22 protein-coding genes and 2 pseudogenes are annotated in these 23,532 nt (G+C 51.7%); 11 read left to right on the top strand and 13 right to left on the bottom strand.

The window, feature by feature from the left end; all coding sequences use genetic code 11:
- Window positions 1–8 precede the first annotated feature (8 nt).
- The 3 genes and pseudogenes from arcA to JCM12308_RS18210 all read right to left on the bottom strand — a co-directional run bounded on the left by arcA (window position 9) and on the right by JCM12308_RS18210 (window position 4,243).
- Window positions 9–1,232, bottom strand: a pseudogene (arcA, locus tag JCM12308_RS18220) (arginine deiminase).
- Between the two features lie 122 nt (window positions 1,233–1,354).
- Window positions 1,355–2,640 (bottom strand): annotated as a pseudogene (locus JCM12308_RS18215) (YfcC family protein).
- Between the two features lie 418 nt (window positions 2,641–3,058).
- On the bottom strand, window positions 3,059–4,243 hold the full coding sequence (locus tag JCM12308_RS18210) for a GAK system CofD-like protein (RefSeq protein ID WP_054784681.1): 1,185 nt from the start codon (window positions 4,241–4,243) through the stop codon (window positions 3,059–3,061).
- Window positions 4,244–4,613: 370 nt separating this feature from the next.
- On the opposite strand from JCM12308_RS18210, the gene JCM12308_RS32420 reads away from it, so the two are divergent.
- Window positions 4,614–5,882, top strand: coding sequence for an AMP-dependent synthetase/ligase (locus JCM12308_RS32420; RefSeq protein WP_208978729.1), 1,269 nt, complete (start codon window positions 4,614–4,616; stop codon window positions 5,880–5,882).
- Window positions 5,845–6,438: an AMP-binding protein gene (locus tag JCM12308_RS32415; RefSeq protein WP_208978728.1), complete on the top strand. Its 594-nt coding sequence runs from the start codon at window positions 5,845–5,847 to the stop codon at window positions 6,436–6,438. The genes JCM12308_RS32420 and JCM12308_RS32415 overlap by 38 nt, the downstream gene beginning before the upstream one ends.
- 80 nt (window positions 6,439–6,518) lie before the next feature.
- On the opposite strand, the gene uxaC is transcribed toward JCM12308_RS32415, so the two are convergent.
- From uxaC to JCM12308_RS18180, 5 genes are all read right to left on the bottom strand, one after another.
- Window positions 6,519–7,937 (bottom strand): glucuronate isomerase, encoded by a 1,419-nt coding sequence (gene uxaC / locus JCM12308_RS18200; protein WP_054784680.1) that lies wholly within the window; start codon window positions 7,935–7,937, stop codon window positions 6,519–6,521.
- Between the two features lie 94 nt (window positions 7,938–8,031).
- Complete coding sequence (locus JCM12308_RS18195; RefSeq protein ID WP_054784679.1) at window positions 8,032–9,510, bottom strand: mannitol dehydrogenase family protein; 1,479 nt, start codon at window positions 9,508–9,510, stop codon at window positions 8,032–8,034.
- A 15-nt stretch (window positions 9,511–9,525) separates the two neighbouring features.
- Window positions 9,526–11,925: a glycoside hydrolase family 31 protein gene (locus JCM12308_RS18190; RefSeq protein ID WP_054784678.1), complete on the bottom strand. Its 2,400-nt coding sequence runs from the start codon at window positions 11,923–11,925 to the stop codon at window positions 9,526–9,528.
- A 52-nt stretch (window positions 11,926–11,977) separates the two neighbouring features.
- Window positions 11,978–13,300 (bottom strand): TRAP transporter large permease, encoded by a 1,323-nt coding sequence (locus tag JCM12308_RS18185; protein WP_014284107.1) that lies wholly within the window; start codon window positions 13,298–13,300, stop codon window positions 11,978–11,980.
- Window positions 13,301–13,311: 11 nt separating this feature from the next.
- Window positions 13,312–13,836, bottom strand: a complete 525-nt coding sequence (locus tag JCM12308_RS18180; RefSeq protein ID WP_054784677.1) for a TRAP transporter small permease — start codon at window positions 13,834–13,836, stop codon at window positions 13,312–13,314.
- Window positions 13,837–14,492: 656 nt separating this feature from the next.
- Here JCM12308_RS18180 and JCM12308_RS18175 point away from each other — a divergent pair.
- The 8 genes from JCM12308_RS18175 to JCM12308_RS18150 all read left to right on the top strand — a co-directional run bounded on the left by JCM12308_RS18175 (window position 14,493) and on the right by JCM12308_RS18150 (window position 20,490).
- Entirely contained in the window at window positions 14,493–15,833 is a 1,341-nt protein-coding gene (locus JCM12308_RS18175; RefSeq protein WP_208978727.1) for a glycoside hydrolase family 2 protein, read from the top strand.
- A 68-nt stretch (window positions 15,834–15,901) separates the two neighbouring features.
- Window positions 15,902–16,291 carry a hypothetical protein gene (locus JCM12308_RS30365; protein ID WP_208978726.1) on the top strand — a complete coding sequence of 130 codons (390 nt, stop codon included), beginning with the start codon at window positions 15,902–15,904 and terminating at the stop codon, window positions 16,289–16,291.
- 13 nt (window positions 16,292–16,304) lie between these two features.
- Window positions 16,305–16,778 (top strand): GntR family transcriptional regulator, encoded by a 474-nt coding sequence (locus tag JCM12308_RS30360; RefSeq protein ID WP_208978725.1) that lies wholly within the window; start codon window positions 16,305–16,307, stop codon window positions 16,776–16,778.
- Window positions 16,664–17,068, top strand: coding sequence for an FCD domain-containing protein (locus JCM12308_RS30355; RefSeq protein WP_208978724.1), 405 nt, complete (start codon window positions 16,664–16,666; stop codon window positions 17,066–17,068). The genes JCM12308_RS30360 and JCM12308_RS30355 overlap by 115 nt, the downstream gene beginning before the upstream one ends.
- 58 nt (window positions 17,069–17,126) lie before the next feature.
- On the top strand, window positions 17,127–18,311 hold the full coding sequence (gene uxuA / locus JCM12308_RS18165) for a mannonate dehydratase (protein WP_054784676.1): 1,185 nt from the start codon (window positions 17,127–17,129) through the stop codon (window positions 18,309–18,311).
- A gap of 161 nt (window positions 18,312–18,472) precedes the next feature.
- Entirely contained in the window at window positions 18,473–19,240 is a 768-nt protein-coding gene (locus JCM12308_RS18160) for an ATP-binding cassette domain-containing protein (protein ID WP_054784675.1), read from the top strand.
- Complete coding sequence (locus JCM12308_RS18155; protein WP_054784674.1) at window positions 19,233–20,048, top strand: metal ABC transporter permease; 816 nt, start codon at window positions 19,233–19,235, stop codon at window positions 20,046–20,048. The genes JCM12308_RS18160 and JCM12308_RS18155 overlap by 8 nt, the downstream gene beginning before the upstream one ends.
- 16 nt (window positions 20,049–20,064) lie before the next feature.
- The gene (locus JCM12308_RS18150) at window positions 20,065–20,490 is read left to right on the top strand and encodes a Fur family transcriptional regulator (RefSeq protein ID WP_054784713.1); all 426 of its coding nucleotides are present in this window, start codon (window positions 20,065–20,067) and stop codon (window positions 20,488–20,490) included.
- Here JCM12308_RS18150 and JCM12308_RS18145 read toward each other — a convergent pair.
- The 4 genes from JCM12308_RS18145 to JCM12308_RS18140 all read right to left on the bottom strand — a co-directional run bounded on the left by JCM12308_RS18145 (window position 20,476) and on the right by JCM12308_RS18140 (window position 22,287).
- On the bottom strand, window positions 20,476–20,967 hold the full coding sequence (locus JCM12308_RS18145) for a hypothetical protein (RefSeq protein WP_208978723.1): 492 nt from the start codon (window positions 20,965–20,967) through the stop codon (window positions 20,476–20,478). The genes JCM12308_RS18150 and JCM12308_RS18145 overlap by 15 nt on opposite strands.
- A 5-nt stretch (window positions 20,968–20,972) precedes the next feature.
- Complete coding sequence (locus tag JCM12308_RS30350) at window positions 20,973–21,203, bottom strand: hypothetical protein (RefSeq protein ID WP_208978722.1); 231 nt, start codon at window positions 21,201–21,203, stop codon at window positions 20,973–20,975.
- A gap of 278 nt (window positions 21,204–21,481) precedes the next feature.
- Entirely contained in the window at window positions 21,482–21,649 is a 168-nt protein-coding gene (locus JCM12308_RS30345; RefSeq protein ID WP_208978721.1) for a hypothetical protein, read from the bottom strand.
- Entirely contained in the window at window positions 21,646–22,287 is a 642-nt protein-coding gene (locus tag JCM12308_RS18140) for a response regulator transcription factor (RefSeq protein WP_208978720.1), read from the bottom strand. Before JCM12308_RS18140 ends, JCM12308_RS30345 begins: the two co-directional genes overlap by 4 nt.
- 97 nt (window positions 22,288–22,384) lie before the next feature.
- Between JCM12308_RS18140 and JCM12308_RS18135 the strand changes: the two genes are divergently transcribed.
- The gene (locus tag JCM12308_RS18135; protein WP_008552693.1) at window positions 22,385–23,032 is read left to right on the top strand and encodes a TetR/AcrR family transcriptional regulator; all 648 of its coding nucleotides are present in this window, start codon (window positions 22,385–22,387) and stop codon (window positions 23,030–23,032) included.
- Window positions 23,033–23,094: 62 nt separating this feature from the next.
- On the opposite strand, the gene JCM12308_RS18130 is transcribed toward JCM12308_RS18135, so the two are convergent.
- Complete coding sequence (locus tag JCM12308_RS18130; protein WP_008552794.1) at window positions 23,095–23,376, bottom strand: SCP2 sterol-binding domain-containing protein; 282 nt, start codon at window positions 23,374–23,376, stop codon at window positions 23,095–23,097.
- Window positions 23,377–23,532 lie beyond the last annotated feature (156 nt).

Below are 23,532 nucleotides of genomic sequence, written 5' to 3'. Positions count from 1 at the left end.
GAAAAACTCTAGAAGTCCACGGGTTCTCGAATGGTCGGACAGGTCATGCAGTGGCCACCACCGCGACCGCGACCCAACTCTGAACCATCAATGGCGATCACTTCCACACCGGCTCTTTGAAGCTTGGAGTTTGTGTAGGTGTTCCGGCGATAACCAACCACAACGCCGGGCTCGATGCAGACAACGTTGTTGCCATCATCCATTGCTCGCGTTCTTGGTCATAAGCGTTGCCACCTGTTGTCACCACATGCAGCTTCTGAATGCCAAGCGCATTGGCGACGACATCGAACAGATGACCTTCATCCTGCCGGTAATCAACGTTCTCTGGCTTATCGCCTGGGCGGATGGAGAAGCAGATGATCTCATCGCACACACCCGAGAAGGCTGTCGCTTTATCGCGGTCCAGAAGAGTGAACACCGTATCCAGATGCATCGCTGCACGGCTCTTTGGCATCTGACAGGCAATGACGCGGGTAGCTGCATGGTTACGGAAGAGAGCCCGAGCCACCTGACCCACAGCCTGCGGTGTCGTGCGTTCACCCATACCGATCAAAACAACACCATTGCCGATGGGCATCACATCACCGCCTTCTACGGTAGATTCATGGAAGTTCTCATCGGGATCACCCCACCAGAAATTCACCTTGCCTTTGAAGTGAGGATGGAACTTGTAGATCGCAGTGGTCAGAAGAGTTTCATTCTGCCGAGCCTGCCAGAACATTGGTTCAGTGTCACGCCATTGTAGATCCAGCAGGTCGTATCACGAGTGAACAACGTGTTGGGCAAAGGTGGAATGACGAAATCATTCACATCCAGATAGCTACCAAACACCCCGGTTGGTTTGAAGCCTAACTCTCCGCGTGCAATACCGCCGATCAGATGGTCAGCAAGAAACTTCTCGTGCTGCTCATAGAGCCAAGCCCTCAAATCCTCGGCCATGCCATAACCAACGCGGTTGTGGGTTATGCGACGCTCCAGAACCCACTTGCGAGCTTCAGGATCTTCGAGCGTTTCTTTGAGGAGATTATGCATCTCCAACACATTCACGCCGCGTTCTTCCATTCTGAGGCAGAAGTCGTAGTGGTGCTTTTGTGCCTCGCGAACCCAGATCACATCATCAAACAACAGTTCCTGACAGTTGCCGGGAGTAAGGCGCATATGCGCGAGCCCGGGGCGACAAACCATCACTCTTTCAGTTTGCCAACTTCCGAATGAACACCAAATTCAGTCATGTTGCAGACTCCGTTCCAGAATTCTTATGTTTTTGCGAGATGGCTATCTCGTTGTTTGGCTCAGAGGTGTGTTGTGTCGTCGAGGCGAGCTAGTGGATGCTCGCCTCCGGCAAGCCGTCGTTCTAAACGGCCAATGACAGTGCCAGTGAGATCAGGATGAACAGGATGATCACGAGCGGAATGGCGAACCTGAGCCACTTGTCGTAAGGCACGCGTCCAATCGCCAGGCCACCCATCACAACGGCAAAGGTTGGGTTGAACAGGTTCAGAAGACCGCTGGCAGACTGGAAGGCTGTGACCACATACTCAGCTCCCACGTTGGAGAAGCCTGCGAGGGGCGCCATGATGGGCATGGAAAGCACTGCCAGACCGGAAGAGGACGGTACAAAGAACGAGAGCACCAGCTCCAGCCAGAACATCACGTTGATGAAGGCAACCTTGCTGAGGCCGCTGACAGCCTGCTCAGACCAGTAAAGGATCGTATCTGTAATGGACCCTGCATCCATCACCACCACGATACCGCGGGCCACGCCGATGATCAGCGCAACACCAAGTAAATCACGTGCGCCATCCAGGAAGTTGTCAACGAACTCATGCTCACCCTGCCGCGCGACAATACCTACGAGGATCGAAGCAGCGAGGAACAGGGCGGCCATCTCACCCATCCACCAACCAAGCACCGCAACACCATAAATCAACAGACCAAAGGTGATGACAAAGATTGCCATGATCCAACCATGCTTTGCGGTAAAGTCGGGAATGTCGTCGGTAGAAACGCCTTGCAGGAAGTGCTTTTCGTTATCTTCCTTCATCTCGGCTACAAGGGAAGTGGAATGATCTGCTTTCACCTTGGCGGCATACCGCATCACCCAGGCGACACAGACCAGCCATCCAACGATGAGGATGAGGAAACGTAGGCCAATACCATCGGTAAACGGCACACCCGCTGCGTTAGAGGCAATCACTGTTGCGAATGGGTTGATGGTTGACCCAAGTGTCCCGATACCGGCCCCAAGCATGATCACGGCAACGCCGGTCATCGAGTCATAACCGGCTCGGATCATCACCGGAATGATGAGGCATAGAATGCCAGACTTTCCTCCGCCATCCCATAAATCGTGCCCCCAGCTGCGAAGAAAGCCATCAATATGGGGATCATAAGGTTCTCTCGTCCCTTCAGTCCCGTCATGATCTTGGCAATGCCTGCATCAATCGCCCCAGTCCGTGTGACCACCATCAGGAAGCCGCCAATCACAAGAACAAAGACAGCCACATCAATCGCATTCGCGGTGTAGGAAACCGGGTCATACAGTCCGGCAATAGGTGCCATGAAAACTTCAACCGGACCTTGCGGATTGGCTTCCACCAGATGATAGGTACCGGGAACCGGAACTTCCTTATCAAGCACGGGATTAATGACACGATCGTACTTGCCTGCGGGAACGAACCAGGTTGCAATTGCAAGAGAATGATGAGAGCAAATAGAATTGTAAACGCGGTAGGAAACTTGAACTTCGACATTTTGTTTTTCCGCTTAGTTATTTGTCGAATGTAATCATGCTGCCGCTACCTAATATCTATGTAGATACTTGCGTCAACTAATGTTCAGTTTCTTGATTAAAGGGTGTTGCAAACAAAATATTGCGCTACGTCGGTCTGTTTTTAAGTAAAGTATATAAAGTTATTTGGTGTGATCTATTAGAAATGTAAATATCAACCCTTGATAGGGCTGCGCAAGACATTGCAAACTATCCGCTAACATTGGATGTTGCGTGGCTAATCCTTAGAACTCTGTATTGCAGTAGGTTAAGCCTTGCAAAACGCGCTCAGAGAAAACTCAATAGCATGCAAACTAGTTTTTCCGGATCGTAATAAGGAACCGAATGGGTACTCGTCAGATCAGCCCCAATCAGCGATATTCCCTGCGCTTCCAGCTCCGCCCAGTCAAACTCGGCGGCATGCCTCTCATCCGTGACCACAAAGTTGAGCAGCTTATCTGTCGGAGTGTCTTCCCCTGCATCTGCACGTAGGTGCTTTAGCAGCGCATCCACTGTCTCATTCGGGCTCATCCCAAACTGCTCAGGATCATTGCCAAGGTTGGGCACGTAAACCTTCGGGTTTGGGCTGCGAGCAATGGACTTGCCCACGCCCTTAGGTAGCAGGTTCGCAATCAGGCTGCTGTGAAAGCTGCCTGGCGGATAGCAAATCATGTCTGCAGTCTCGATGAGATGCTGCTTTTTCGGCGACACCTCAATCTCCACCGGATCACCGCCAGCTAAAGAACGCGTCAGATAAGTCCGCTTGATCTTGCTGGCAATCGGAGCGGTCTCCTTGCCAGTCATATTGTGCTGCCCGACGATGATCTCGCCAGAATCCAGTTCCACAGCAAGATGCAAGCGTGCGTCTACTGTCGCCAGCACTGTGCCGAGCGTGTTCACCAGCTTGGAGAACAGAAAGATGATTGGATCAAGTTTCTGGTTGTTGTTCAGATATCCGCCAGCAAGGATCAGGTTGCCAATGCTTGCCCCACGCAGATCAAAATCAGACGGCATCGCATCATGAAAGAATGCCAGCTGGTGCCGAATGAGGCGACGCATAGGATTGGGCACCCGCGCAATGAGCTGATCATGCCCTTCCAAAAGATCCACCAGTTCGCCATGCAACTCATCAAGTGCGGCAGTCTTTGGGAAGCGGTGAGTGAAGAGGCGATAGATCTCAGATTGACCAAGCACACTCTCGTCCGCCAGTGCGATCAATCGTGAACGCAGATCACCAATAGCAGGCATACCAAACGCATGGCGAAGAACAGCAGAACTCCCACCACTGTCAAATGGCGTCATCAGGTGGATCGAGTTATGCGTGTATTGCTTGAGAGCACGGGCAGTGGGATTAAGCGCACTTCCGCCACTGAAGAACAGCAGGGCAGGGCCAAGCTCCGGCAGACGCTTATAGCGACTGATGCGAACAGGATCTGGAAGTGTGAGACCGCGTGTAACACTAAACTGTTGCATAAACGAACTTGCCCGACTGCGAGAATTCAATCCCTCTTACCATAAGAGATCTATTAGATCGGTTTACGGCTAAATTGTAGATTCAGCCTGACTAAATCAGAAGCATCCCCAACGATCTATCATGAACTCAATAATCTTTAATGCCTCTAAGAAGCATTAAAGTATTTCTCAAATTAGATATATCAGTGATTCAGTAAAATCTCTGTCAAATCAAAAATGAATATTCGCTGCTCATGAACCAGAGAGAAGAAAATAAGAGAAAATACCTGTAGTTCTTGTGGGTTTGGTGGGTATTCTTAGTATCTGTATTTGACACCAGCAAATTCAGAGGATGTAAAGCTCTGGAAACAATAAAAATAGAGAGAATAGCATGAGTTCGCAGGCCCAGCCCGTTGCTCAAACACAAGCTCAAGACGCGTTTAAATCCATTCCAAAAGCATTTATGGAATCCGTCGAACGCCTTGCCGACAAACCGGCATATTTCGTGCGCGGTGAAACTGGATGGGACGCAACGAGCTGGACCGAATATGGTGAGCAAGTGCGCAATGCTGCAAAGGCACTTCTCGCGCTGGGTGTGAATCCCGGTGATGCTGTTTGTATTCTGAGCTACAACCGTCCTGAGTGGACGATCATGGACGTCGCTGCCATGATGATTGGGGCTGTTCCTACAGGCATTTACTGGACAGCAGCTGCACCGGAAATCAACTACATCCTGCGTCACTCTCAAGGCCGCATCCTGCTTGCTGAAACCAAGGCCCAGCTGAAAGGCATTGGTGAGCAGTCAGAGAACATGCGCCATTTGCGCAAAGTAATCCGTCTGGATGGACGCGTAGAAAACCCAGACCAGTACACCTGGGCAAGCTTCATGTCTCTGGGTGAAAACAGCCCGGGACTGGATGCAGAGCTGGACCAGCGTCTCAGCGATATTGCAGCAGAAGACATCGCACTCCAGATTTACACCTCTGGTACAACTGGCCTACCGAAAGCGGTACAAATCAGCCACCGTGCAATCCGTGCGGAATCTGATGCGCTGAACCTGGCTTTCAAGCCGACCCCGGCAGATCGCTATATCTCCTATCTGCCAATGGCCCACATTGCAGAACAGTGTGGCACCATCATTCAGGCATGCGACACTGGCTATCCCGTCTATTACGCTAAGTCCGTCACCAGCCTTGGCGAACATCTGCCGGAAGTCCGTCCGACTGTAACCTTCGGTGTTCCTCGGATTTTCGAAAAGATCCATGAGAAGGTCGAGAAACAGCTAAACAAGGAAAAGGGTTTCAAGGGAAAGCTCATCCAATGGTCGCTGCAAACCAGTAAGGATTGGTACGGCCAGACCCTCAACGGCAAATCTGCTGGCTTGATGCTTAACCTCAAAAAGAAGGTCGCCAACCGCCTTGTGCTCGACAAGATCAAGCACAAAATCGGCCTCGACAAGATGCGCATGTTTGTGAGTGGGGGAGCACCAGTCTCTAAGCGTGTCTTGGAAGCCTTCACCGGTTTGGACATCGTGATCCGTGAGGTCTATGGCCAGTCAGAAAACTGTGGTGGCGCGACCATCAATATCATTGGTTCAACGTCTGGGCTCTGTCGGCAAACCGATGGAAGGCGTCACAATCAAGATCGCAGCAGATGGTGAGATCCTATGTAAAGCAGGCACAAACTTCTCCGGCTATGCGCATGACCCGGCATCCACTGATGAGGCGCTGCGCGACGGTTGGCTCTACAGCGGTGATATCGGTTATCTCGATAAAGACGGCTACCTGTTCATCACGGGCCGCAAAAAAGAGATCATCATTACCTCAGGCGGTAAGAACATCTCTCCGGCATTGCTGGAGCAAGATCTCATGGAACTGCCGATGGTGGAATATGCTGTTGTTGCAGGAAATAACCAGACCTTCCTGAGCGCTCTGATTACAATCGATGGCGTGATGGCACAGCGGTTTGCGACAGAAAACAACATCAAACCGGAAGATGTTCTGAAATCTGATCAGCTGCGCAGTGTCATTCAGGCAGGCATCAACAAAGTGAATGCACGCCACTCACGTGTAGAACGTATCCGCAAGTTTGAAATTTTGCCGGACGGCTTCTCGATCCAGACAGGTGAGCTGACACCAACCCTCAAGATCCGTCGCGCTAAGGTACTGAACAACCACGCAGACGCGCTGGAAAATATCTATAAGCACGACGCTTAATGTAGCTTCTGATGTCAGAAACCCCTTGGTCCAGAGGCATGGTCCAAGGGGCTTCCAAGGGATAAAGCAGGGGCTAAAGCCTACCTACTTTCATCAAGGAACCAGTTTGCTGCATTGTTGTAGCAAATGTCCCTGATCATGCCTCCCGCTAGCTCAAAATCACCCGGAATATGGCCTTTATCCATCCACTCTCCAACGATCTTGCAAAGCAAGCGACGGAAATACTCGTGTCGTGGGAAAGATAGGAACGATCTGCTGTCTGTCAACATGCCGAGGAACTGAGAAAGCAATCCCATCTGCGCTAATTGTGTCATTTGGCGTTCCATACCGTCCAGCTGATCGTTGTGCCACCAGCCTGTTCCGGCCTGAACCTTACCGCCCACAGAACCATCCTGGAAGTTCCCAGCAGTCGTCACAACGACTTCGTTCTTCGTTGGATCAAGAGAGTAAAGCACGGTGCGTGGCAGTGCTTTTTCACGATCCAGTGTATCAAGGAACTGGTTCAACGGGTTTGCAAGCTCGCGGTCATCGATACCGTCACAGCCCACGTCAGGCCCTAGTGCTTTAAACATGCGACTGCGGTTGTTTCGTGTTGCGCCAATGTGCATCTGCATCACCCAACCGCGCTTCGCATACTCCTTGCCAAGGAACACCTGAACCGCTGACTGGAAAGCCGTCACATCATCAACGCTCAGTGTCGCGCCGCTTTGCCCTTCCTTAAAGATGCGATCTAACTCCGCAACAGGTGGAACTGGGCAAAACAGCATGGAATCCAGACCGTGGTCAGCGGCACGACAACCGTGGCGCCCAAAATGATCCAACCGCATGCTGAGCGCTTCCAGAAGGCGCTCATACTTGTCGATATGGAAACCAACGCGCCTGCTGAGCTTCATGATGTAGTCGCCAAATGTCGGCTTATCGATCTTGAAGGCTGGGTCTGGACGGAAGGTTGGGCGCACAACCATGGTTGAGGTTGGATCTTGAGCGATCATCTTGTGCCAATGCAGATCATCACAAGGATCATCAGTGGTGCCCAGCATCTTCACGTTCTGCATTTGCAGCAGACCGCGTGCAGAGAACTGTTTGGTCGCCAGTTTCGCGTTGCAAACCTCCCAAACAGTTTCAGCCGATTTGTCAGAGAGGATCACGCCTTCCAGCCCGAAGTAGCGATACATCTCCAGATGCGTCCAATGGTACAGTGGGTTCCCAAGGAACTTCGGCATTACGGAAGCGTAGGCAAGGAATTTTTCTTTGAAGCTGGTGTCTTTGCCAGTAATCAGGCTCTCGTTGATACCGGCCCACCGCATCGCGCGCCACTTGTAATGATCGCCTTCCAGCCATACGCGGCCAATATCATCAAAACGGCGATCTTCAGCAATGGTCTGCGGACACAGGTGGTTGTGATAGTCCACGATCGGCATCTCTGCTGCGTAGTCGTGGTAAAGTCGTTGTGCGGCTTCTGTCTCGAGGAGGAAGTCGGGTCCAAGAAATGGCTGCATCGTTTTCTGCCCTGAAAGTGGTGGGAGCGACCCTTTGATCTCTCCCTGAAAGTGAGTGCTCGCCCGGCTAGTGCCAGGCAAAACTCCGGGAAATCTAATCTGCCAAATCTGCTACGGCCTGCGCGGCACCTTTTTCTGCCACTGCACGATAGGCGTTGTGAACTGCCTTCTTGAACTCATCGTTAGCAACAAGTTCAGATGGGAACACAGAATCCAACGCAAGCAGAGTATCGACGTAGGTTGTCTCGTCAGTACCATCATTGGCAACGATTGCGGCAAGCTTCTCTTTAAGCGGATCAATCACCTCATAGCTTTCGCCATTGCGATCCGCGCGGATGTAGTTCATCCATCCCCCAATCCCGAGCACCAGATGACGATAGTCACCGCCATTGGCCAGATGGAACTTAACCGAGTTCAGCCAGCGCTGCGGCATTTTCTGTGTGCCATCGGCTGCAATCTGCCAGGTGCGGTGTTTTAGTTTGGAGTTGGAATAGCGCTTCAGCAATGAGTCCGCATAAGCCACCAGATCAACATCTCCCGGCACGTCCAGTGTTGGCAGTTGCTCATCCACCATCAGCTTGCGCGCTTCAGCGTAAAACACAGGATCAGCCGCACAATCCGCGATAGTCTCTTTGCCAGCGAGGAAGCCAAGATAGGCGAGGAAGGAGTGAGAGCCGTTGAGCGTGCGAAGCTTCATTTCTTCAAATGGCTCCACATCAGCAACCAGTTGTGCTCCAGCAAGCTCCCATTGAGGCCGACCTGCTTTGAAGTTGTCTTCAATAACCCATTGACGGAACGGCTCACAAACGATGCCATTCAGATCAACCTGTCCGCCAAGGCTTTCACGGATCAGCTCGCGGGACTCGTCCGTCAGCGCTGGAACAATGCGGTCCACCATGGTGGAAGGGAAGGAGACATTCTCCTCAATCCACGCCGCCAGCTCTGCATCCTGCTTCGCAGCAAACGCGCGAACAGCAATACCGCAAAGGACACCGTTGTGAGGCAGGTTATCGCAGGACATGACGGTGATCGGGCCATTTCCAAGTGCCCGACGCTTTGCCAGACCCGCAACAATCAACCCAATCGCAGTCTTTGGAGCAGAAGGGGAAGAGAGGTCCTGCTGGATCATTGCATTGTCCAGATCCAGCTTCCCGTTTTTAACGCAGTAACCCTTTTCAGTGACTGTCAGTGAAATGACTTTGAGCTGTTCTTCAGCCAAACCATTGATCAGTGCCTCAACGCCGTCACGCGCCAGATGCTGCGTTTCACACACCGCACCAAGCAGACGAGTGTTCGTTCCTTCATCAGCGGTCTCAACCAGTGTGTAGAGGTGATCGTTCTCCTCCAGTTTATCAAACAGATCGGAGGTGCCGAACAGTTCGATCACGCGCATGCCCCAATCACCACCACCGGCAGCAAGTGTCTCATGCAGATGCATAGCAACATGCGCACGGGCGAAGGCGCCAAAACCAATATGAGCAACGCGTGGTTTCAATGATCCGCGGACATAAGACGGCACCGAAACATCACTAGGAAGTGCATTGAGATCGAGTTTTTGAAATTCAAAAGTCATAGAAGGTGGGCCTTATCAAAGCTCATTGAGGAAGAAAGTGTGGGTGTCGTTTGAAATCGGCTGTCCGTTCACGACCACAATCGGAACCAGCCCATTTGGAGAGCGGCCTTTGATGAAGACGGAGATGTCTCGTCCATCAGTCTTGAGGGAGCCACTGCGACACAGAGTTAAGGTTTGCTCATCGGAAGTGCTGGAGAGAACCATGTGCAAGGTGCTGTGCTCACCTTCCAGCCATTTATGACTGATGCCATCATCCTCAAATACAGCCAGCTCACGCTTTCCTGTGCCCTGGAATGGGAAGATCGCCAGTGCGTTCAGATCACACTCTGTGGTGTTCTTTGCCGTTGCATTGGCGAGCGGCAGAACAGTGCCAGCCCGTACAAACAGTGGCAGGCGTTCCAAGGGAGCATCAACAACGATCGTCTGTCCGCCCTTGTGATACGCGCCTGTATCGAACTCATACCATCCATCGCCATTATCCGGCAGATAAACCTCACGCGTTGTCGCGCCTTGCTCAACCACGGATGCAATCAGCAGATCCCTGCCAAGCAGATAGTCATCAGTCTCTGCAAAGGTGCGCTCATCCCCTTCGTGATCAAGGAATGTCGGGCGAAGCAGCGGCTCGTCCATCACATGCATGTCGTGTAGCATGGTGTAGAAATACGGCATCAGATACTGACGCAGTTGGATCGCATTGCGAATGAGCGGCGTCACTTCCGGATACATCCAGGCTTCATTGACAGTGGCATCATCATTCCAAGAATGGATCGTAAAGCGCGGATGCATCACACCATTCTGAACCCAACGAACAAACAGCTCTGGATCAGGGCGAGGCCCGGAGAACCCACCAACATCATGACCAACATTGTAGATGCCAGACATGGAAAGCCCGAGGCCCATGCGGATGTTGTATTTCAGGTTGTTCCAACCCGTCCGGTTGTCGCCTGTCCAGGTCTGAACATAGCGCTGCAAGCCAGGGCAGCCACTGCGGGAGATGAGGTAAGGGCGTTCCTCGGGCGCATACTCAACCTGCGCCTCAAAGGATGCGCGCATCATGAGGAAGGAATGCAGTGGTCGGATAAGCCCAACTTCGATTTCTTCACCAAACCCCTGACACCGAGCTGAGAAATCCCAGATCTCATACTCGTTGTTGTCGTTCCAGGTTGAACCAATCCCTCGCTCAAGCAACTGCTGAGTGACATTCGCCTTCCACCAGCTGACAGTCTCCGGATTAGTAAAGTCGAGGTGAGAGCCTTCATCATCCCAGAACAACGACCTCTCAGGCTGATTGGCTTTACTGTCTCGAATAAACAGACCCTTCGCAGCTACATCCTCATACATCGGGTGGTCCTGCAATAGGCACGGCTTGATGTTGGCTGCCAGATGTACGCCCGCATCCAGAAACTTAGAAGTCATAGCCTTGGGATCAGGACATTTCTCATAGTTCCAATTGAACACATAACGTTTCGTGCCGATGGATGTGTAACCGGATGAAAGCTGAAAACTGTCGCATGGAATGGCGTGTTCCTTGATCAGGTCTACAAAGCCCTCCAACTGCTCCTGCGCATTGTCTGCATCGGTGTAGTACATGGTAGACCCGGAATACCCGAGGCTCCACTTAGGTGGGAAGATGTGCTTGCCCGTCAGCCAGACTTGCGTTTTGGTCACCTCCAGCAGGGAAGGGCCGAGCATGAAATAGTAATCCAGATCGCCATCTTCAGCCCGATATGATCTGTAAGGCCGATGGTAATTGTCGATCTCGTTTCCCAGATCGAACCAGCAACTCGCCAGATTATCGTAGAACACGCCATAGGAAATACCAGAGCCGGTACGGGTCAAAGTAAATGGCAAATGCTTGTAAAGCGGATCAGTGGTCTCTGCATCATAGCCCATTGCATCCAGATTGCGCATTTCATAGCGACGGCCATTACGCAAAAGGTTGCCAGCTTTTTCGCCCAGTCCATAAATCCGATCATCCGCAGGTTGATTGAAGAAGTGTGAGTTCTTGTTGTCCTTCACACCCACCATGTAAGCGCCTGTTGGACGCTCGCAGGCAATGACCTGATAAGACCCGTCCTCGCTCTTCGCCTCCCAGATAATCTGAAGCGGTGTTTTCACGGAGACGCGCAAAGCCCGCGTCTCCAGAACCAATGCATCCTCCGTAAGCTCCTGCTTGAACTCTGGAAGAGAGAACCCTTCAACAGAAAGACGGGACCGACCTTCAAACGGCATTGGTGTTTCAGCCGGTGTGATGGACCAGGTCCGTCCTTGTCTAAACTCTCCATTCTTGCGTAAAAGAACCCGAACAAGCTTGTCTTCAAGAACGAACAGAGAGAGCAGGTGCTTGTCATCCACAAGTAGATCAATTCGGTTCTGTTCGGTCTCGATATAGGACCACTTACGAAGCGTTTTCATTATACTTCAACCAGTTATTGGGTTGTTGTTATGGTTGCTTGGTTTCTGTCTGTTATCCGCCATAGCCAAGAATGACGCGTGGCAGGAACAGGCTGATTTCAGGAATGAAGGTCACGAGCATCAGGATGGAGATCACCGCTGCATAGAACGGTAGCATTGGTTTGATCAGATCCTGAATAGCCACCTTGCCCACGGAGCAGCTGATGAACAGCGCACTACCCACTGGCGGTGTGATGATGCCGATGCACAGGTTGTAAGTCATCATGATGCCAAAGTGCACAGGATCCATTCCAAGCTCAGTCGCAACAGGCAGGAAGATTGGAGTGAAGATCAGCAGGGCAGGCGTCATGTCCATGAAAGTCCCAATCACCAGCAAGCAGATGTTGATCACAAGCATGATAATGAACGGATTTTCAGAGACGTTCGCCAGTGCTTCACCAATCGCATACGGAATGTCAGAGAAGGTCATCGCCCAGGACATGCCTATGGAACAACCAATCAACAGCAGTACAATGGAACTGGTGATCGCGCTCTCAAGGATGATGGTTGGCAGATCAGTGATCTTCACTTCGCGGTAGATACCAACGGCGAGCAGTAGAGTGTAAACCACTGCCACAGCAGAAGCCTCGGTTGCGGTGAATACACCGCCGATAATGCCGCCCATGATGATGAAGATGAGCAACAATGGCAGGAATGCATCTGCAATCTTGAAGATGATCTCTTTGAAGCTTGGCAGCGGGATCAATGGATAACCGCGTTTCGTCGCAACGATACCAGCCACAACCATCACACCAAGACCCATCAGAATACCCGGCAGATAGCCAGCAACGAACAGCGTTGCGACCGAGGTGCCACCGGAAATCAGAGAGTAAACGATCAGGGTGGAAGAAGGTGGGATCAGCATGCCAGTTGGGCAGGAAGCCGCGTTTACAGCTGCAGAGAAGGCTGGATCATATCCTTCTTTGCGTTGAAGCGGAGACATGATGCCGCCGATTGCAGCAGCAGAAGCCACAGCAGAACCGGAAATGGAGCCAAACAGCATATTCGCCAGCACATTGACGTGTGCCAGAGCACCCGGCAACCGGCCACCCACGATCTTTGCCAGCTCAATCAAACGCCGTGCGATGCCGCCGGAGTTCATGATGTTACCAGCAAGGATGAAGAACGGGATCGCCAGCAGCGTGAAGCTGTCTAGGCCACTCGCCATCTTCTGCGAAACAACAAAGAGTGCTTGATCAAAAGAGATCAGAAAGGTGATTGTCGCCGTTGCTGCCAGCCCGATGGCAAAGGAGATCGGCACCCCAAGGGTAACCAGAACACCAAATACACCGAACAGAATAAGACCGCTTTGAAGCTCACTACTTAAAAATTCCATCAGACTTACTCTTATTTAGCAGCAGTATCAGCAGCGTCAGGCATCTGGTCGTTTGGACCTGTACCTGTGCCGTTAACAAGACCAAGGAAGAACTCAACGCAGTAGAACAGCATGATGCCGCCAGAGAACGGGATGGCTGCGTAGATGTAGCCCATTGGAATGCGGAGAGCGGGAGAGACTTGCCCATTGGCGAGCGTCTTCATAACCAGTTGCCCGCCGCCATAAAGCATGACAACACCTGAGAAGAAGGCGATCGCCAGAACGATGAAGTAATCTGAAAGCAGTTTCCGTTTGCCGGTCAAAGAGCCGGTCAGCAGATCAATGGCCAGGTGTCTTCGCATTCCGAGCGTATAGGCCGCACCAATCAGGCCGATCCACATAAACATGAAACGAGCGAGTTCATCGGTCACGGTGCTTGGAGTTCCAAGAACGTATCTCGAGAAAACCTGCCAAACCACACACACCACGAGCACCACAAAAACCGACACGGTGACGGCCTTCAGGATCGTGTTAACTATTTTGGTCAGCGCTTGCATTTTAATTCCCTAATCTAGGTGAGGGCGCGGGCTTAGTATGCAGAAAGAATCTGCAGTGGGCGACCAATTTCTCCTGAGGGGTTGTTCAGGAACTATTGAATTCGTGAGAGGGTTTCAGCTGGAGATCTGCAGATCTACGGATATCCAATGAATCCAATTAAATTACCTCTCTCCTAATTAATTGCTGATTTTTGATTATTGGTCAACCAATATGATAAAATGGTTTGACAATGTCGCAGTTTTGTAGAAATGTGGCATGTGTGGAGAGAGGTTTGGTTGATCTCCTTTCTTCACCTTTCAACAAAACCGCCGGTTTGGCGCTGGCCTCTTGATTCTTAAGAAAGATGAAGAGGTTACCCAAGTACCAACCACTGGTAGATTTCTGAAAGGCAAGTGCAAACCCGGAGGAAGTGGGAAAAAGCTCTCAGTCAGGTGTTTAATCTATTGAATACAGTAGGTTGAGAGTAGCGGCAGATGATTTGCTGACCATCAGAAGGAGCATTCGCAGCTCAATGAGTGGAAGGGTGTCCTGTTGGTGAGGGTTGCAATTCAAAAGCAAAAGTTCCCTGTCATCTGGAGGATGCATAAATAGGTCGACCAACTTGGACTGATGTCCCAAGAACGACGAAACCGGTATTGGTCAATGAGGATCAGTGATGCTTGAGCGGATGGAAGGTGCCGACAACGGCCTGGCTTGCCTGCATGATGAGGACTATGACGACCCCTTCAACACGCAGAATCTGAACAGCAGCACCTTGATTTTCACTGGCGGTCGTAAATCTGAGTCGCTGAACGGAGAATGGAACTTCTGTGTCGACCTTCTGGACACAGGCCTGCGCCAAAAGTGGTTCTCGTTCACTCCAGAAGCTCCAGAAGAAAAAACAGAACCGTACGACTACGACCCATATGTAGGTGAAACCGTTCCGGTCCCATCTTGCTGGTCCATGCTCAAAGATAAGTGGTACTTCTTTGAAGGCAGCGCGTGGTACACGCGCCCGCTGGATCTGGACGAGCAGCCTGATGATGAGCGCTTGTTCCTGAGAGTAGGGGCCGCTCAGTATGATTGTAAGGTGTTCCTCAACGGAGAGTTCCTCGGCAACCACTATGGTGGCTCCACCCCATTCAATGTTGAGCTCACCAAGCAAGCGAAGCAGGGCCGTAATTGGTTGATGCTGTGTGTCAACAACACCCGCACACTCGACCGTGTGCCGATGCGCAACACCGATTGGTTCAATTACGGTGGCATCTACAGAGATGTAGAACTCTACAGAACCCCAAAGACACTCATTTCAGATTTCTTCGTCTATCTGGTTCCCGATAGCTCCTACGACAAAATCGCGGTTGAGTTACAAGTGAATGGGCCAGATAAGACACCTGTAATTGTTGAGCTGGCAGAGCTGGGCATCAAAGTCGAAGTCCCTATCGATCAGGATGGTTTCGGCAAGCTGACCATTCCAGCAAAGCCAGAACTCTGGTCACCAGAAAACCCTCGCCTCTACAGCGTATCTGCAACACTCAGTGCAGATCGCATTGAAGATCAGATCGGGTTCCGCCAGATTGAGCAAATCGGCACGGATATTCTCCTGAACGGAAAACCGATTTTCTTCCGCGGTATTTCTGTCCATGAAGATGATGAGTTCACCGGCAAAGTGCTGCGTGATGAAGATCTGGAGCAACGCTTCCAGCATGCCAAAGAACTGAACTGCAATTTCATGCGCTTCGCCCATTACCCGCACGACGAACGTGCCGCCAAAATGGCAGACCGCGAAGGCATTCTGCTTTGGGAAGAGATTCCGGTCTACTGGGCAATCGACTTCAAGAACCCGGATACCCTTAAAGACGCCAGCAACCAGCTTCAGGAGCTGATCAAGCGAGACCGCAACAGGGCCTCCGTCGTCATCTGGTCTGTTGGGAACGAAAACCCGGATACAGACGAACGTCTCTCCTTCATGAAGCATCTGGTGGATACCGCGAGAGATATGGACCTACGCGCCTGACCTCAGCCGCTTGCCTCGTAAACCACACCAAGAACCGCATTGAAGATCGCCTGATCCAGCACATCAACGTGATCGGTATCAACGAGTACTACGGCTGGTATGAAGAGAACTTTGACGATTTGATCGACTTCCTCGACAACTCCGACCCCGGTAAGCCCGTTGTTATCTCCGAAACTGGCGCAGATGGTTACATCGGTGAAGGCAAGTTGGAAAAGGGCTTCTTCAGCGAGAGTTACATGGCCGAGGTCTATCGCAAGCAGATTGCCACCTTGCGCCAGCGAGAATTCGTGAAGGGCATCTCGCCATGGATTCTCTATGATTTCCGTGTGGAACGCCGACAAAACATGTTCCAGCAGGGCTGGAACCGCAAAGGCCTGATAGCCTCAGACAAGAAAACAAAGAAAACAGCCTTCAAACTTCTTGCAGATTTTTATGCAGAGCTGAAAGCGAAAAACTGATCTGGATTGCACCATGACATTAGACCCGAACAGAAGACGTTATCAGGATGTGGCAGAAGAGCTGGTTCGCGATTTGGCGAATGGTGCCTTTGCCATTGGTGACAAGCTCCCCACAGAGCGCAAGATTTCTGAGGATCTGGGCGTGAGCCGGTCATTGGTCAGAGATGCCATGATCATGCTCGAAGTGCAGGGGCTCGTGGATGTGCGCAAAGGGTCTGGCACTTATGTTCTCCGTCTTCCGGGGGATGTCACTCCGGACAGCGCGTTGGAAACGGATATCGGTCCATTTGAACTGCTGCAAGCCCGCCAGCTTCTCGAAAGCAACATCGCAGCCTTTGCCGCAACAATGGCGACCAAAGCGACATCATCCAGATGCGTGAAACACTGGCCAAAGAACGGGATGAAATCGAGTCCGGTTCAGGAAGCCATAAGGCGGATGAAGAGTTCCACCGTCTGGTTGCTCAGGCGAGCCAGAACTCGGTCCTGACAGAGTCTGTTGAGCACCTCTGGACGCTTCGCAAACGCTCCCGCATGTGGGAGCAGCTGCACCAGCGCATTTTTGACAGAGGCTATCAGAAGAAGTGGCTGGACGATCACCAGGCAATCCTCACAGCGTTGCAGTGCCGTGATCCGCAAATGGCCCGGCAAGCCATGTGGCAGCACCTTGAGAATGTGCGAATGACACTGCTGGAACTTTCTGACGTCGATGATCCGTCATTTGATGCGTACCTGTTTGATACGGACCCGCTGGCTGCGGTGAACGATCTCAAAAAATAACCGACATGAAATGTTAACCGGGCTCCGGCCCCAAAATTTGAAAAGCAAAGAGCTAAACATGGAACAGACTTGGCGCTGGTATGGCCCACACGATCCGGTCACTCTCGCAGATGTTCGGCAAGCAGGGGCAACGGGCATTGTCACCGCTCTCCATCACATCCCGAATGGCGAAGTATGGCCAGTTGAAGAAATTCAAAAGCGCAAAGATGAGATCGAAGCTGCGGGTCTCGTCTGGTCTGTTGTTGAAAGTATCCCGGTCCACGAGCACATCAAAACGCGCACCGGTGACTTTCAAAAGTACATTGAGACTTATAAGCAATCCATCCGCAATCTGGTGACCTGCGGCATCACCAAGATCTGCTACAACTTCATGCCCGTTCTGGACTGGACCCGCACCGATCTGGCGTATGAGCTGGAAACAGGTGCCACATGCCTGCGCTTTGATGCAGACATCTTTACTGCCTTCGATATCTTCATCCTTGAGCGTCCAAATGCAAAGGATGAGTACTCAAAGGAAGAACTCGCTCGCGCAACTGCCGCGTATGAAGGAATGACGCAGGAAGATAAGGACGGTCTTGTCAAAACCATCCTCGCAGGCCTGCCAGGTTCGGAAGAATCCTACACCACAGCAGATATCCGCGCTCATCTGGAACGCTATGAGGGCGTCGATGCGGACAAGCTGAGAGAGCACCTCGCGTTGTTCCTCAAGGAAGTCATTCCGGTATGTGCTGAAGCTGGCGCTGTTATGGCCATCCACCCGGACGACCCGCCACGTCCACTGCTTGGCCTGCCACGCGTGTGTTCCACTGAATCTGACTACGAGTATATTTCGAAAGCAGTCGATGTTCCTGAAAACGGCTTTACATTCTGCACTGGCTCTTTGGGTGTTCGGGCTGATAATGATCTTGTAGGCATCGTGAAGCGCTACGCCGACCGTATCCACTTCGTGCATCTGCGCGCAACCAAGCGCGAGGAGAACCCGCTTTCCTTCCATGAGGCTGATCACCTGACAGGTGACGTTGACATGGTTGGCGTGATCTCTGCTTTGGTGGATGAAGAAGAGCGCAGAAAAGCAGCAGGTTCAGATGACCTGATCCCATTCCGCCCGGATCACGGCCACGCGATGCTGTCAGACCTGCAGATGAAGTCCGCACCGGGCTATCCAGCAGTTGGCCGCCTGCGTGGCTTGGCCGAACTGCGCGGCGTGGAAACAGCAGTCCGCGCAATGCGCGAGCCAGCATAAGCAAACTTTCAGCAATCAAACATCATATAAGCCGGGGCATTGCTCCGGCTTTTTTGTGCCATTGTGAAATCAACGAATATTTTATTTGTGTTATATTATTACGTAACATATAAATGCCATCCCTTTCGTGGTGCTGCCCGCGACGAGTTGAGGTGCCTATCGTGCAATTGATTGAAATGGATGGAGTTGGGATCAAACGGCAAGGTCGCTGGTTGATTCAGAACGTCTCATTAAATGTGAAGTCCGGCGAGATCGTTACGCTCATCGGGCCAAACGGTGCTGGCAAAAGCACAACTGCAAAAACGGCACTGGGCGTGCTGAAAGCTGATGCCGGATCAATCAAACGCAAGCCGAACCTCAAGGTCGGTTACGTCCCGCAAAAGCTTGCAATCGACTGGACCATGCCGCTCACCGTCCGCCGATTGATGAGCCTGACAGCCAAACCGTCGAAGGGTGAAATCGATGCGGTGCTGGAAAAGACGGGCATCTCTCATCTCATAGATTCCAATGTGCAGCAGTTGTCTGGTGGGGAATACCAAAGAGCGTTGCTCGCCCGTGCAATCCTACGCGCACCAGACCTTCTGGTGCTAGATGAACCTGTGCAGGGCGTGGACTACTCCGGTGAAATCGCACTTTATAACCTGATCCTCAAAATCCGTGAGGAGCTGAATTGCGGTATTCTGCTCATCTCTCACGATCTGCATGTGGTTATGGCGCAGACGGATACGGTGGTTTGCCTCAACGGCCATGTATGTTGTAGCGGCGCGCCGGAACAAGTTGCCGCCTCAGATGCGTACAAGCAGCTGTTTGGTGATCCGGCCTCCCAGTCTTTGGCGATCTACCACCATCATCACGACCACAGCCACAAGGCTGACGGCACAATTGTTCCGTCTAAGGGGAACTCCGGAGACTGCTGCAATCATGGATGACTTTATTCTCAGAGCCATGCTCGCAGGCATTGGTCTGGCCTTGGTTGCAGGCCCGCTTGGTTGTTTCGTTGTTTGGCGTCGTATGGCCTACTTTGGCGATACCATGTCCCATTCCGCATTGTTGGGTGTTGCGCTGGCATTCCTTTTGAACATTAACCTCATGCTCGGTGTGCTCGCCGTCACGGTCACGGTTTCCTTGTGCCTGCTCATCCTGCAAAAGCGAGGTTCGCTCTCAACTGATGCGCTGCTGGGGTTGCTTTCCCACTCCGCTCTGGCGCTCGGTATGGTGCTGATCGCCTTTATGAGCCACGTGCGGTTTGATCTGCTCTCGCTGCTCTTCGGAGACATTCTCGCTGTTGGCAATGAAGATGTGATCGCCATTTACGCATGCGCAGCAGTCATCCTTGGCCTGATGTACTTCCTCTGGCGCCCTTTGCTGGCTTCAACAGTCAACCGTGAACTGGCAGAGGCAGAAGGTTTCAATCCAGACCTGACGCAGCTCATCTTCATGGTCATGATGGCCGCCATCATTGCCATCGCGATGAAGATTGTCGGTGTTCTGCTCATCACCGCTCTGCTGATCATCCCAGCTGCGACTGCACGTTGGTTCGCGAGAACGCCAGAGCAGATGGCTGTTGCTTCCTCAGTCATCGGTGTTGCAAGTGTTGTTTTGGGGCTGGAAGGCTCATTGCAGTTCGACAGCGCTTCAGGTCCGTCTATCGTCATGGCCAGCCTGTGTTTATTTCTGCTATCATTGTTTGCATCTCGCCTCCTAAACGGGGTATTGGGAAAGGAGCGAGGGCAATAGGGTGAAAGAAGTGGCAATGGCAACTGCAGAAGTGAAGCTCACGAAAAATCAGCGTCTGGTTCTGGATCTGCTGTGTGCTTCAGATGCACCGATGAGCGCATATTCTATTCTGGACCAGCTCCGGACTGAGGGACTTCGCGCACCATTGCAGGTCTATCGTGCTCTCGACAAACTAATCGGCCTTGGCTTGGTGCATCGCCTTGAAAGTATGAATGCCTTTGTTGCCTGTGCGCACCCTGCTTGCCACGCAGTCGAGATGGTTGGCTTTGCCATCTGTGAAACCTGCGGCAAAGCTCTGGAATTCGCGGATAATGATGTGGCTGAAATCCTGAGCGGCTGGGCCAGCGCAAACGGCTTTGATGCCAAATCAACCTCCATCGAGATCAAAGGCACCTGCGCGTCTTGTCAGGAAAAGTCGGAAGACTCCTCAGGAGCTGAGTGAGAACCGGCGCCTAAGATCAAACAAACTTGGCACCTCACTCTCAGTATGATGCAGCTCGGACGGTTCAATCAGTTCTCGGGAAATCCAGTTGGTCGTGTAGAGCAGGGGCTTCTTTTGCTGCCGTGAAGCTGGCTGTCCGCCAAACCCACTTCCATCGACTAGAATAAGATCACTCGGCAACTTACGCCGAAGCTCTGACAGGCTGGAGAAAAGCAAAGACCGGTTTTTGCTGCAAACCTGTAGCCCAGTCGCTCTCTCCGCAAGCCGTGCCAGCATATCCGGGAATGACCGCGTACGCTCACTCACCACATATCTGAGGAAGATACCCGGCGAATAGTCTCCGAACAGGCTTTCAATATCATCTTCAGGATGCACTTCGCTGAGATTGCGGAACGGCACATAAAGCGCGTTCTCATTGTTGTAGAAGGCTTCATGGCTGACCGTGTTGAAATGCCCCTGGTGTTTGGAGGAAAACACAAGGCTCAACTGGCTTTGCTCTGGCTCAGCAACCTCATCAACAATCCGCAGACCACCGTTGTACAGCGGATCTCCATAGCAAGCACAAGTGCGCCGGAGATGCGCTGGAACGTCTGATCAAACTCTCTGTCAGGTGAAGGGCCGATGCTCAACAGCAAATCGGAAGCAACAAGGGTGCGTGTGGGGATCGGACAGGTTCCGCCGTGATCGCTCCAAATGACCTCAAGGTCGCTCAAACTGGCAAAATCGCTTGGCTGCACAGTTTCCTAGTCCTCTTAAAGATTGAAGCCCGGCTTTGGGAGCCTGCAAAATCAATAATGAGGAAAAATTGACGTAACGGCAAGTGCGTGTAGAGCGCAAACAGTCAATCTGAAGAAACAATCTGCTTGCTGTGGCAAGAGCGCTACAGCAACATCAACTGTTGGACTTGTCGTTGCTGTAACGCCCGCAAAAGGAAGGAGAATACACTGTGACGAGGGAGCGACATTCTCGCCACAGGGTGTGTCAGTTTGGCTTAAGGAGCCGCAACATATGTCGGCTGCAGTGCGGAAGCAGGTGTCACACCAGCGCCGGCACCGGCAATCTTGTAGCCATTGGCCACACGACGTGAGTTGGTCTTCGCGCGGGCCGCTTTACGGTTGCCACCACGATAATCCACGTTGATGCCAAGCTCGTTGATCATGGCCACCAGCTGAGAGCGGGAATAGAAGCCAGAGTGCTCAGCAGCGCAGAAACGTGATGCTTCACGGTCGCTTCGGAGATGCCGAGCTCATGCGCGATCTGCTTGTTCAGCTTGCCTTCTTTCAGATAGGTCAAAATGGTGGCCTGACGACGTGTCAGGTTCGCAAGACCTTCATAGAAGTCGATGCCAAACGCGTTCTGCGCGTCTTCTGATTCAGTTGTCACTTCAACGGTGCCACCGGTCAAAACAGCCTTGAACACTGAGAAGTCAGCAGTTTTAGGCACTGCTGCGGTTGCGCCGCGAGCGATGAAGTATTCGGAAAGGCCCGGGTTATCCTGCTCAAGCAACATAACAAGGCTGGAAATCTCATAGGTCTCCAGAAGCGTAGATGCTGTGCTGAGACCAGGTGCCCCCTTCATCCGAGGGTTCACAAGTACCACTGCGGAAGGGTGAAGTTCTACCCAAGTCTGCAACTCGGAAAAGCTCTTCGTCACAAGTACATTTACGCCGTGGCACTCATTTGAGTAGATGCTCGCAAGTGCTCTGGAAAATGCCGGATGTGGATCACCAATAATAACAGTGTGCATGGAAACCTTCTCCCTTAGGGTTCCAACAGTGGACTGACGCTCCCGATACATAATTTCTCCTCCCTAAACTATGCACTACGTGTTTCGTCGTATCTCTTGAAAAAAATACATGCATATGGTTTTTTTACAAGCGTTGATGTGAGGCACTATGAAAAATATTTTTCAAGATACCGGCGAAACGCGAAAATCTACTCAGGCAGAGAAGAGTGATCGTATGCGTAAGGAGATCCTCCTTGCCGCTATCAGCTGTTTGCACGAATTTGGCTATCACCGTGCATCTATTAAGAAAATTACGGAAAAGACGAGATTTTCGCAGGGTGCGCTGCAGCATCATTTCCCGACTAAAGAAGATCTGATGGTCTTCGTTCTGGAAAGATTGCTCGCGAAATCAGTTCGGCTAACTTTGGAGTGGTTGAACGAAATCGGTGAGGATAAAAGCAGAATTTCTGAGCTAACTATCAAATGGTGGACGAATCAGGCGAACTCTCCTGAGTACCTCACCATGATGGAAATTCTTGTTGCAGCGCGAACAGAAGATACGCTGCGCCGCCGCATCAAACCCACCTTCGACAACTTCGCAAAAGTCACTGATGATCGAATTCTGGCAATCTTTGAGAGTGATCAGATCAGTCAGGCAACAGCGCGCACGCTCATTACAGCATCACGTCAGATGATGACGGGTCTGATCACGTCGGATGGTCTGTTTATGAGAGAGGAAGATAAGCAGGCCTACATCGAGCACTGGGCGATGTTTCTGCAGCAGCTTTTCGAGCAAAGAGTGCAAGAAGCTTTGTAGACTTTCGTCTATGGAGGCATCCGGGCACGCGGCCCGAATGCGCAATCTCGTCGCAGCTGCTGTTAGATCAGCTGGCTCAGTTTCATTGCAACGCTCATGTCACCATCAATGGTGAACTTGCCCTGCATGAATGCAGCAGTTGGGTCCAGATCGCCAGCGATCAGGGACTGCAGGTCTTCGAAGGAAACGCCGATTGTGCAATCTACGTCCTGGTTGTCTGTGGAGATGGAGTTACCATCAATCACAAGAATACCTTCGTCACCGCAGTCAAACTTGATTGAGCTGTCAAAGTCGCTGGACTCAACGCGGCCTTTCAGGTCATTCAAAATTGCTTCCATGCTCATATTTGTTCCCTCCATCTGCTAAATTACAGTGTTTGCGAAAGTCAGGCAGATGCCTAAAGTGTCTACATAGCGCGCTACGTATTACGCATCAGGCATCTTGTTAACGTAAGCGTAATCCAGCATGCCTTCAATGTAAAGAGATCAGATTCCGCTTAT

It is taken from the genome of Pseudovibrio denitrificans JCM 12308 (assembly GCF_001310815.1).
GTDB lineage: Bacteria > Pseudomonadota > Alphaproteobacteria > Rhizobiales > Stappiaceae > Pseudovibrio > Pseudovibrio denitrificans.
This window is presented reverse-complemented; position numbering and strand designations above follow the sequence as displayed.

Coding starts and splice junctions, on each gene's coding strand:
- JCM12308_RS18150 (WP_054784713.1), top strand. CDS start 20,065: ATGGCAACTGCAGAAGTGAAGCTCACGAAAAATCAGCGTCTGGTTCTG.
- JCM12308_RS18155 (WP_054784674.1), top strand. CDS start 19,233: ATGGATGACTTTATTCTCAGAGCCATGCTCGCAGGCATTGGTCTGGCC.
- JCM12308_RS18195 (WP_054784679.1), bottom strand. CDS start 9,510: ATGACTTTTGAATTTCAAAAACTCGATCTCAATGCACTTCCTAGTGAT.
- JCM12308_RS18180 (WP_054784677.1), bottom strand. CDS start 13,836: ATGCAAGCGCTGACCAAAATAGTTAACACGATCCTGAAGGCCGTCACC.
- JCM12308_RS18130 (WP_008552794.1), bottom strand. CDS start 23,376: ATGAGCATGGAAGCAATTTTGAATGACCTGAAAGGCCGCGTTGAGTCC.
- uxaC (WP_054784680.1), bottom strand. CDS start 7,937: ATGCAGCCATTTCTTGGACCCGACTTCCTCCTCGAGACAGAAGCCGCA.
- JCM12308_RS32420 (WP_208978729.1), top strand. CDS start 4,614: ATGAGTTCGCAGGCCCAGCCCGTTGCTCAAACACAAGCTCAAGACGCG.
- JCM12308_RS30345 (WP_208978721.1), bottom strand. CDS start 21,649: ATGATCAACGAGCTTGGCATCAACGTGGATTATCGTGGTGGCAACCGT.
- JCM12308_RS18140 (WP_208978720.1), bottom strand. CDS start 22,287: ATGTATCGGGAGCGTCAGTCCACTGTTGGAACCCTAAGGGAGAAGGTT.
- JCM12308_RS30355 (WP_208978724.1), top strand. CDS start 16,664: ATGCGTGAAACACTGGCCAAAGAACGGGATGAAATCGAGTCCGGTTCA.
- JCM12308_RS32415 (WP_208978728.1), top strand. CDS start 5,845: ATGGAAGGCGTCACAATCAAGATCGCAGCAGATGGTGAGATCCTATGT.
- JCM12308_RS30360 (WP_208978725.1), top strand. CDS start 16,305: ATGACATTAGACCCGAACAGAAGACGTTATCAGGATGTGGCAGAAGAG.
- JCM12308_RS18210 (WP_054784681.1), bottom strand. CDS start 4,243: ATGCAACAGTTTAGTGTTACACGCGGTCTCACACTTCCAGATCCTGTT.
- JCM12308_RS18175 (WP_208978727.1), top strand. CDS start 14,493: ATGCTTGAGCGGATGGAAGGTGCCGACAACGGCCTGGCTTGCCTGCAT.
- JCM12308_RS18185 (WP_014284107.1), bottom strand. CDS start 13,300: ATGGAATTTTTAAGTAGTGAGCTTCAAAGCGGTCTTATTCTGTTCGGT.
- uxuA (WP_054784676.1), top strand. CDS start 17,127: ATGGAACAGACTTGGCGCTGGTATGGCCCACACGATCCGGTCACTCTC.
- JCM12308_RS18135 (WP_008552693.1), top strand. CDS start 22,385: ATGAAAAATATTTTTCAAGATACCGGCGAAACGCGAAAATCTACTCAG.
- JCM12308_RS18190 (WP_054784678.1), bottom strand. CDS start 11,925: ATGAAAACGCTTCGTAAGTGGTCCTATATCGAGACCGAACAGAACCGA.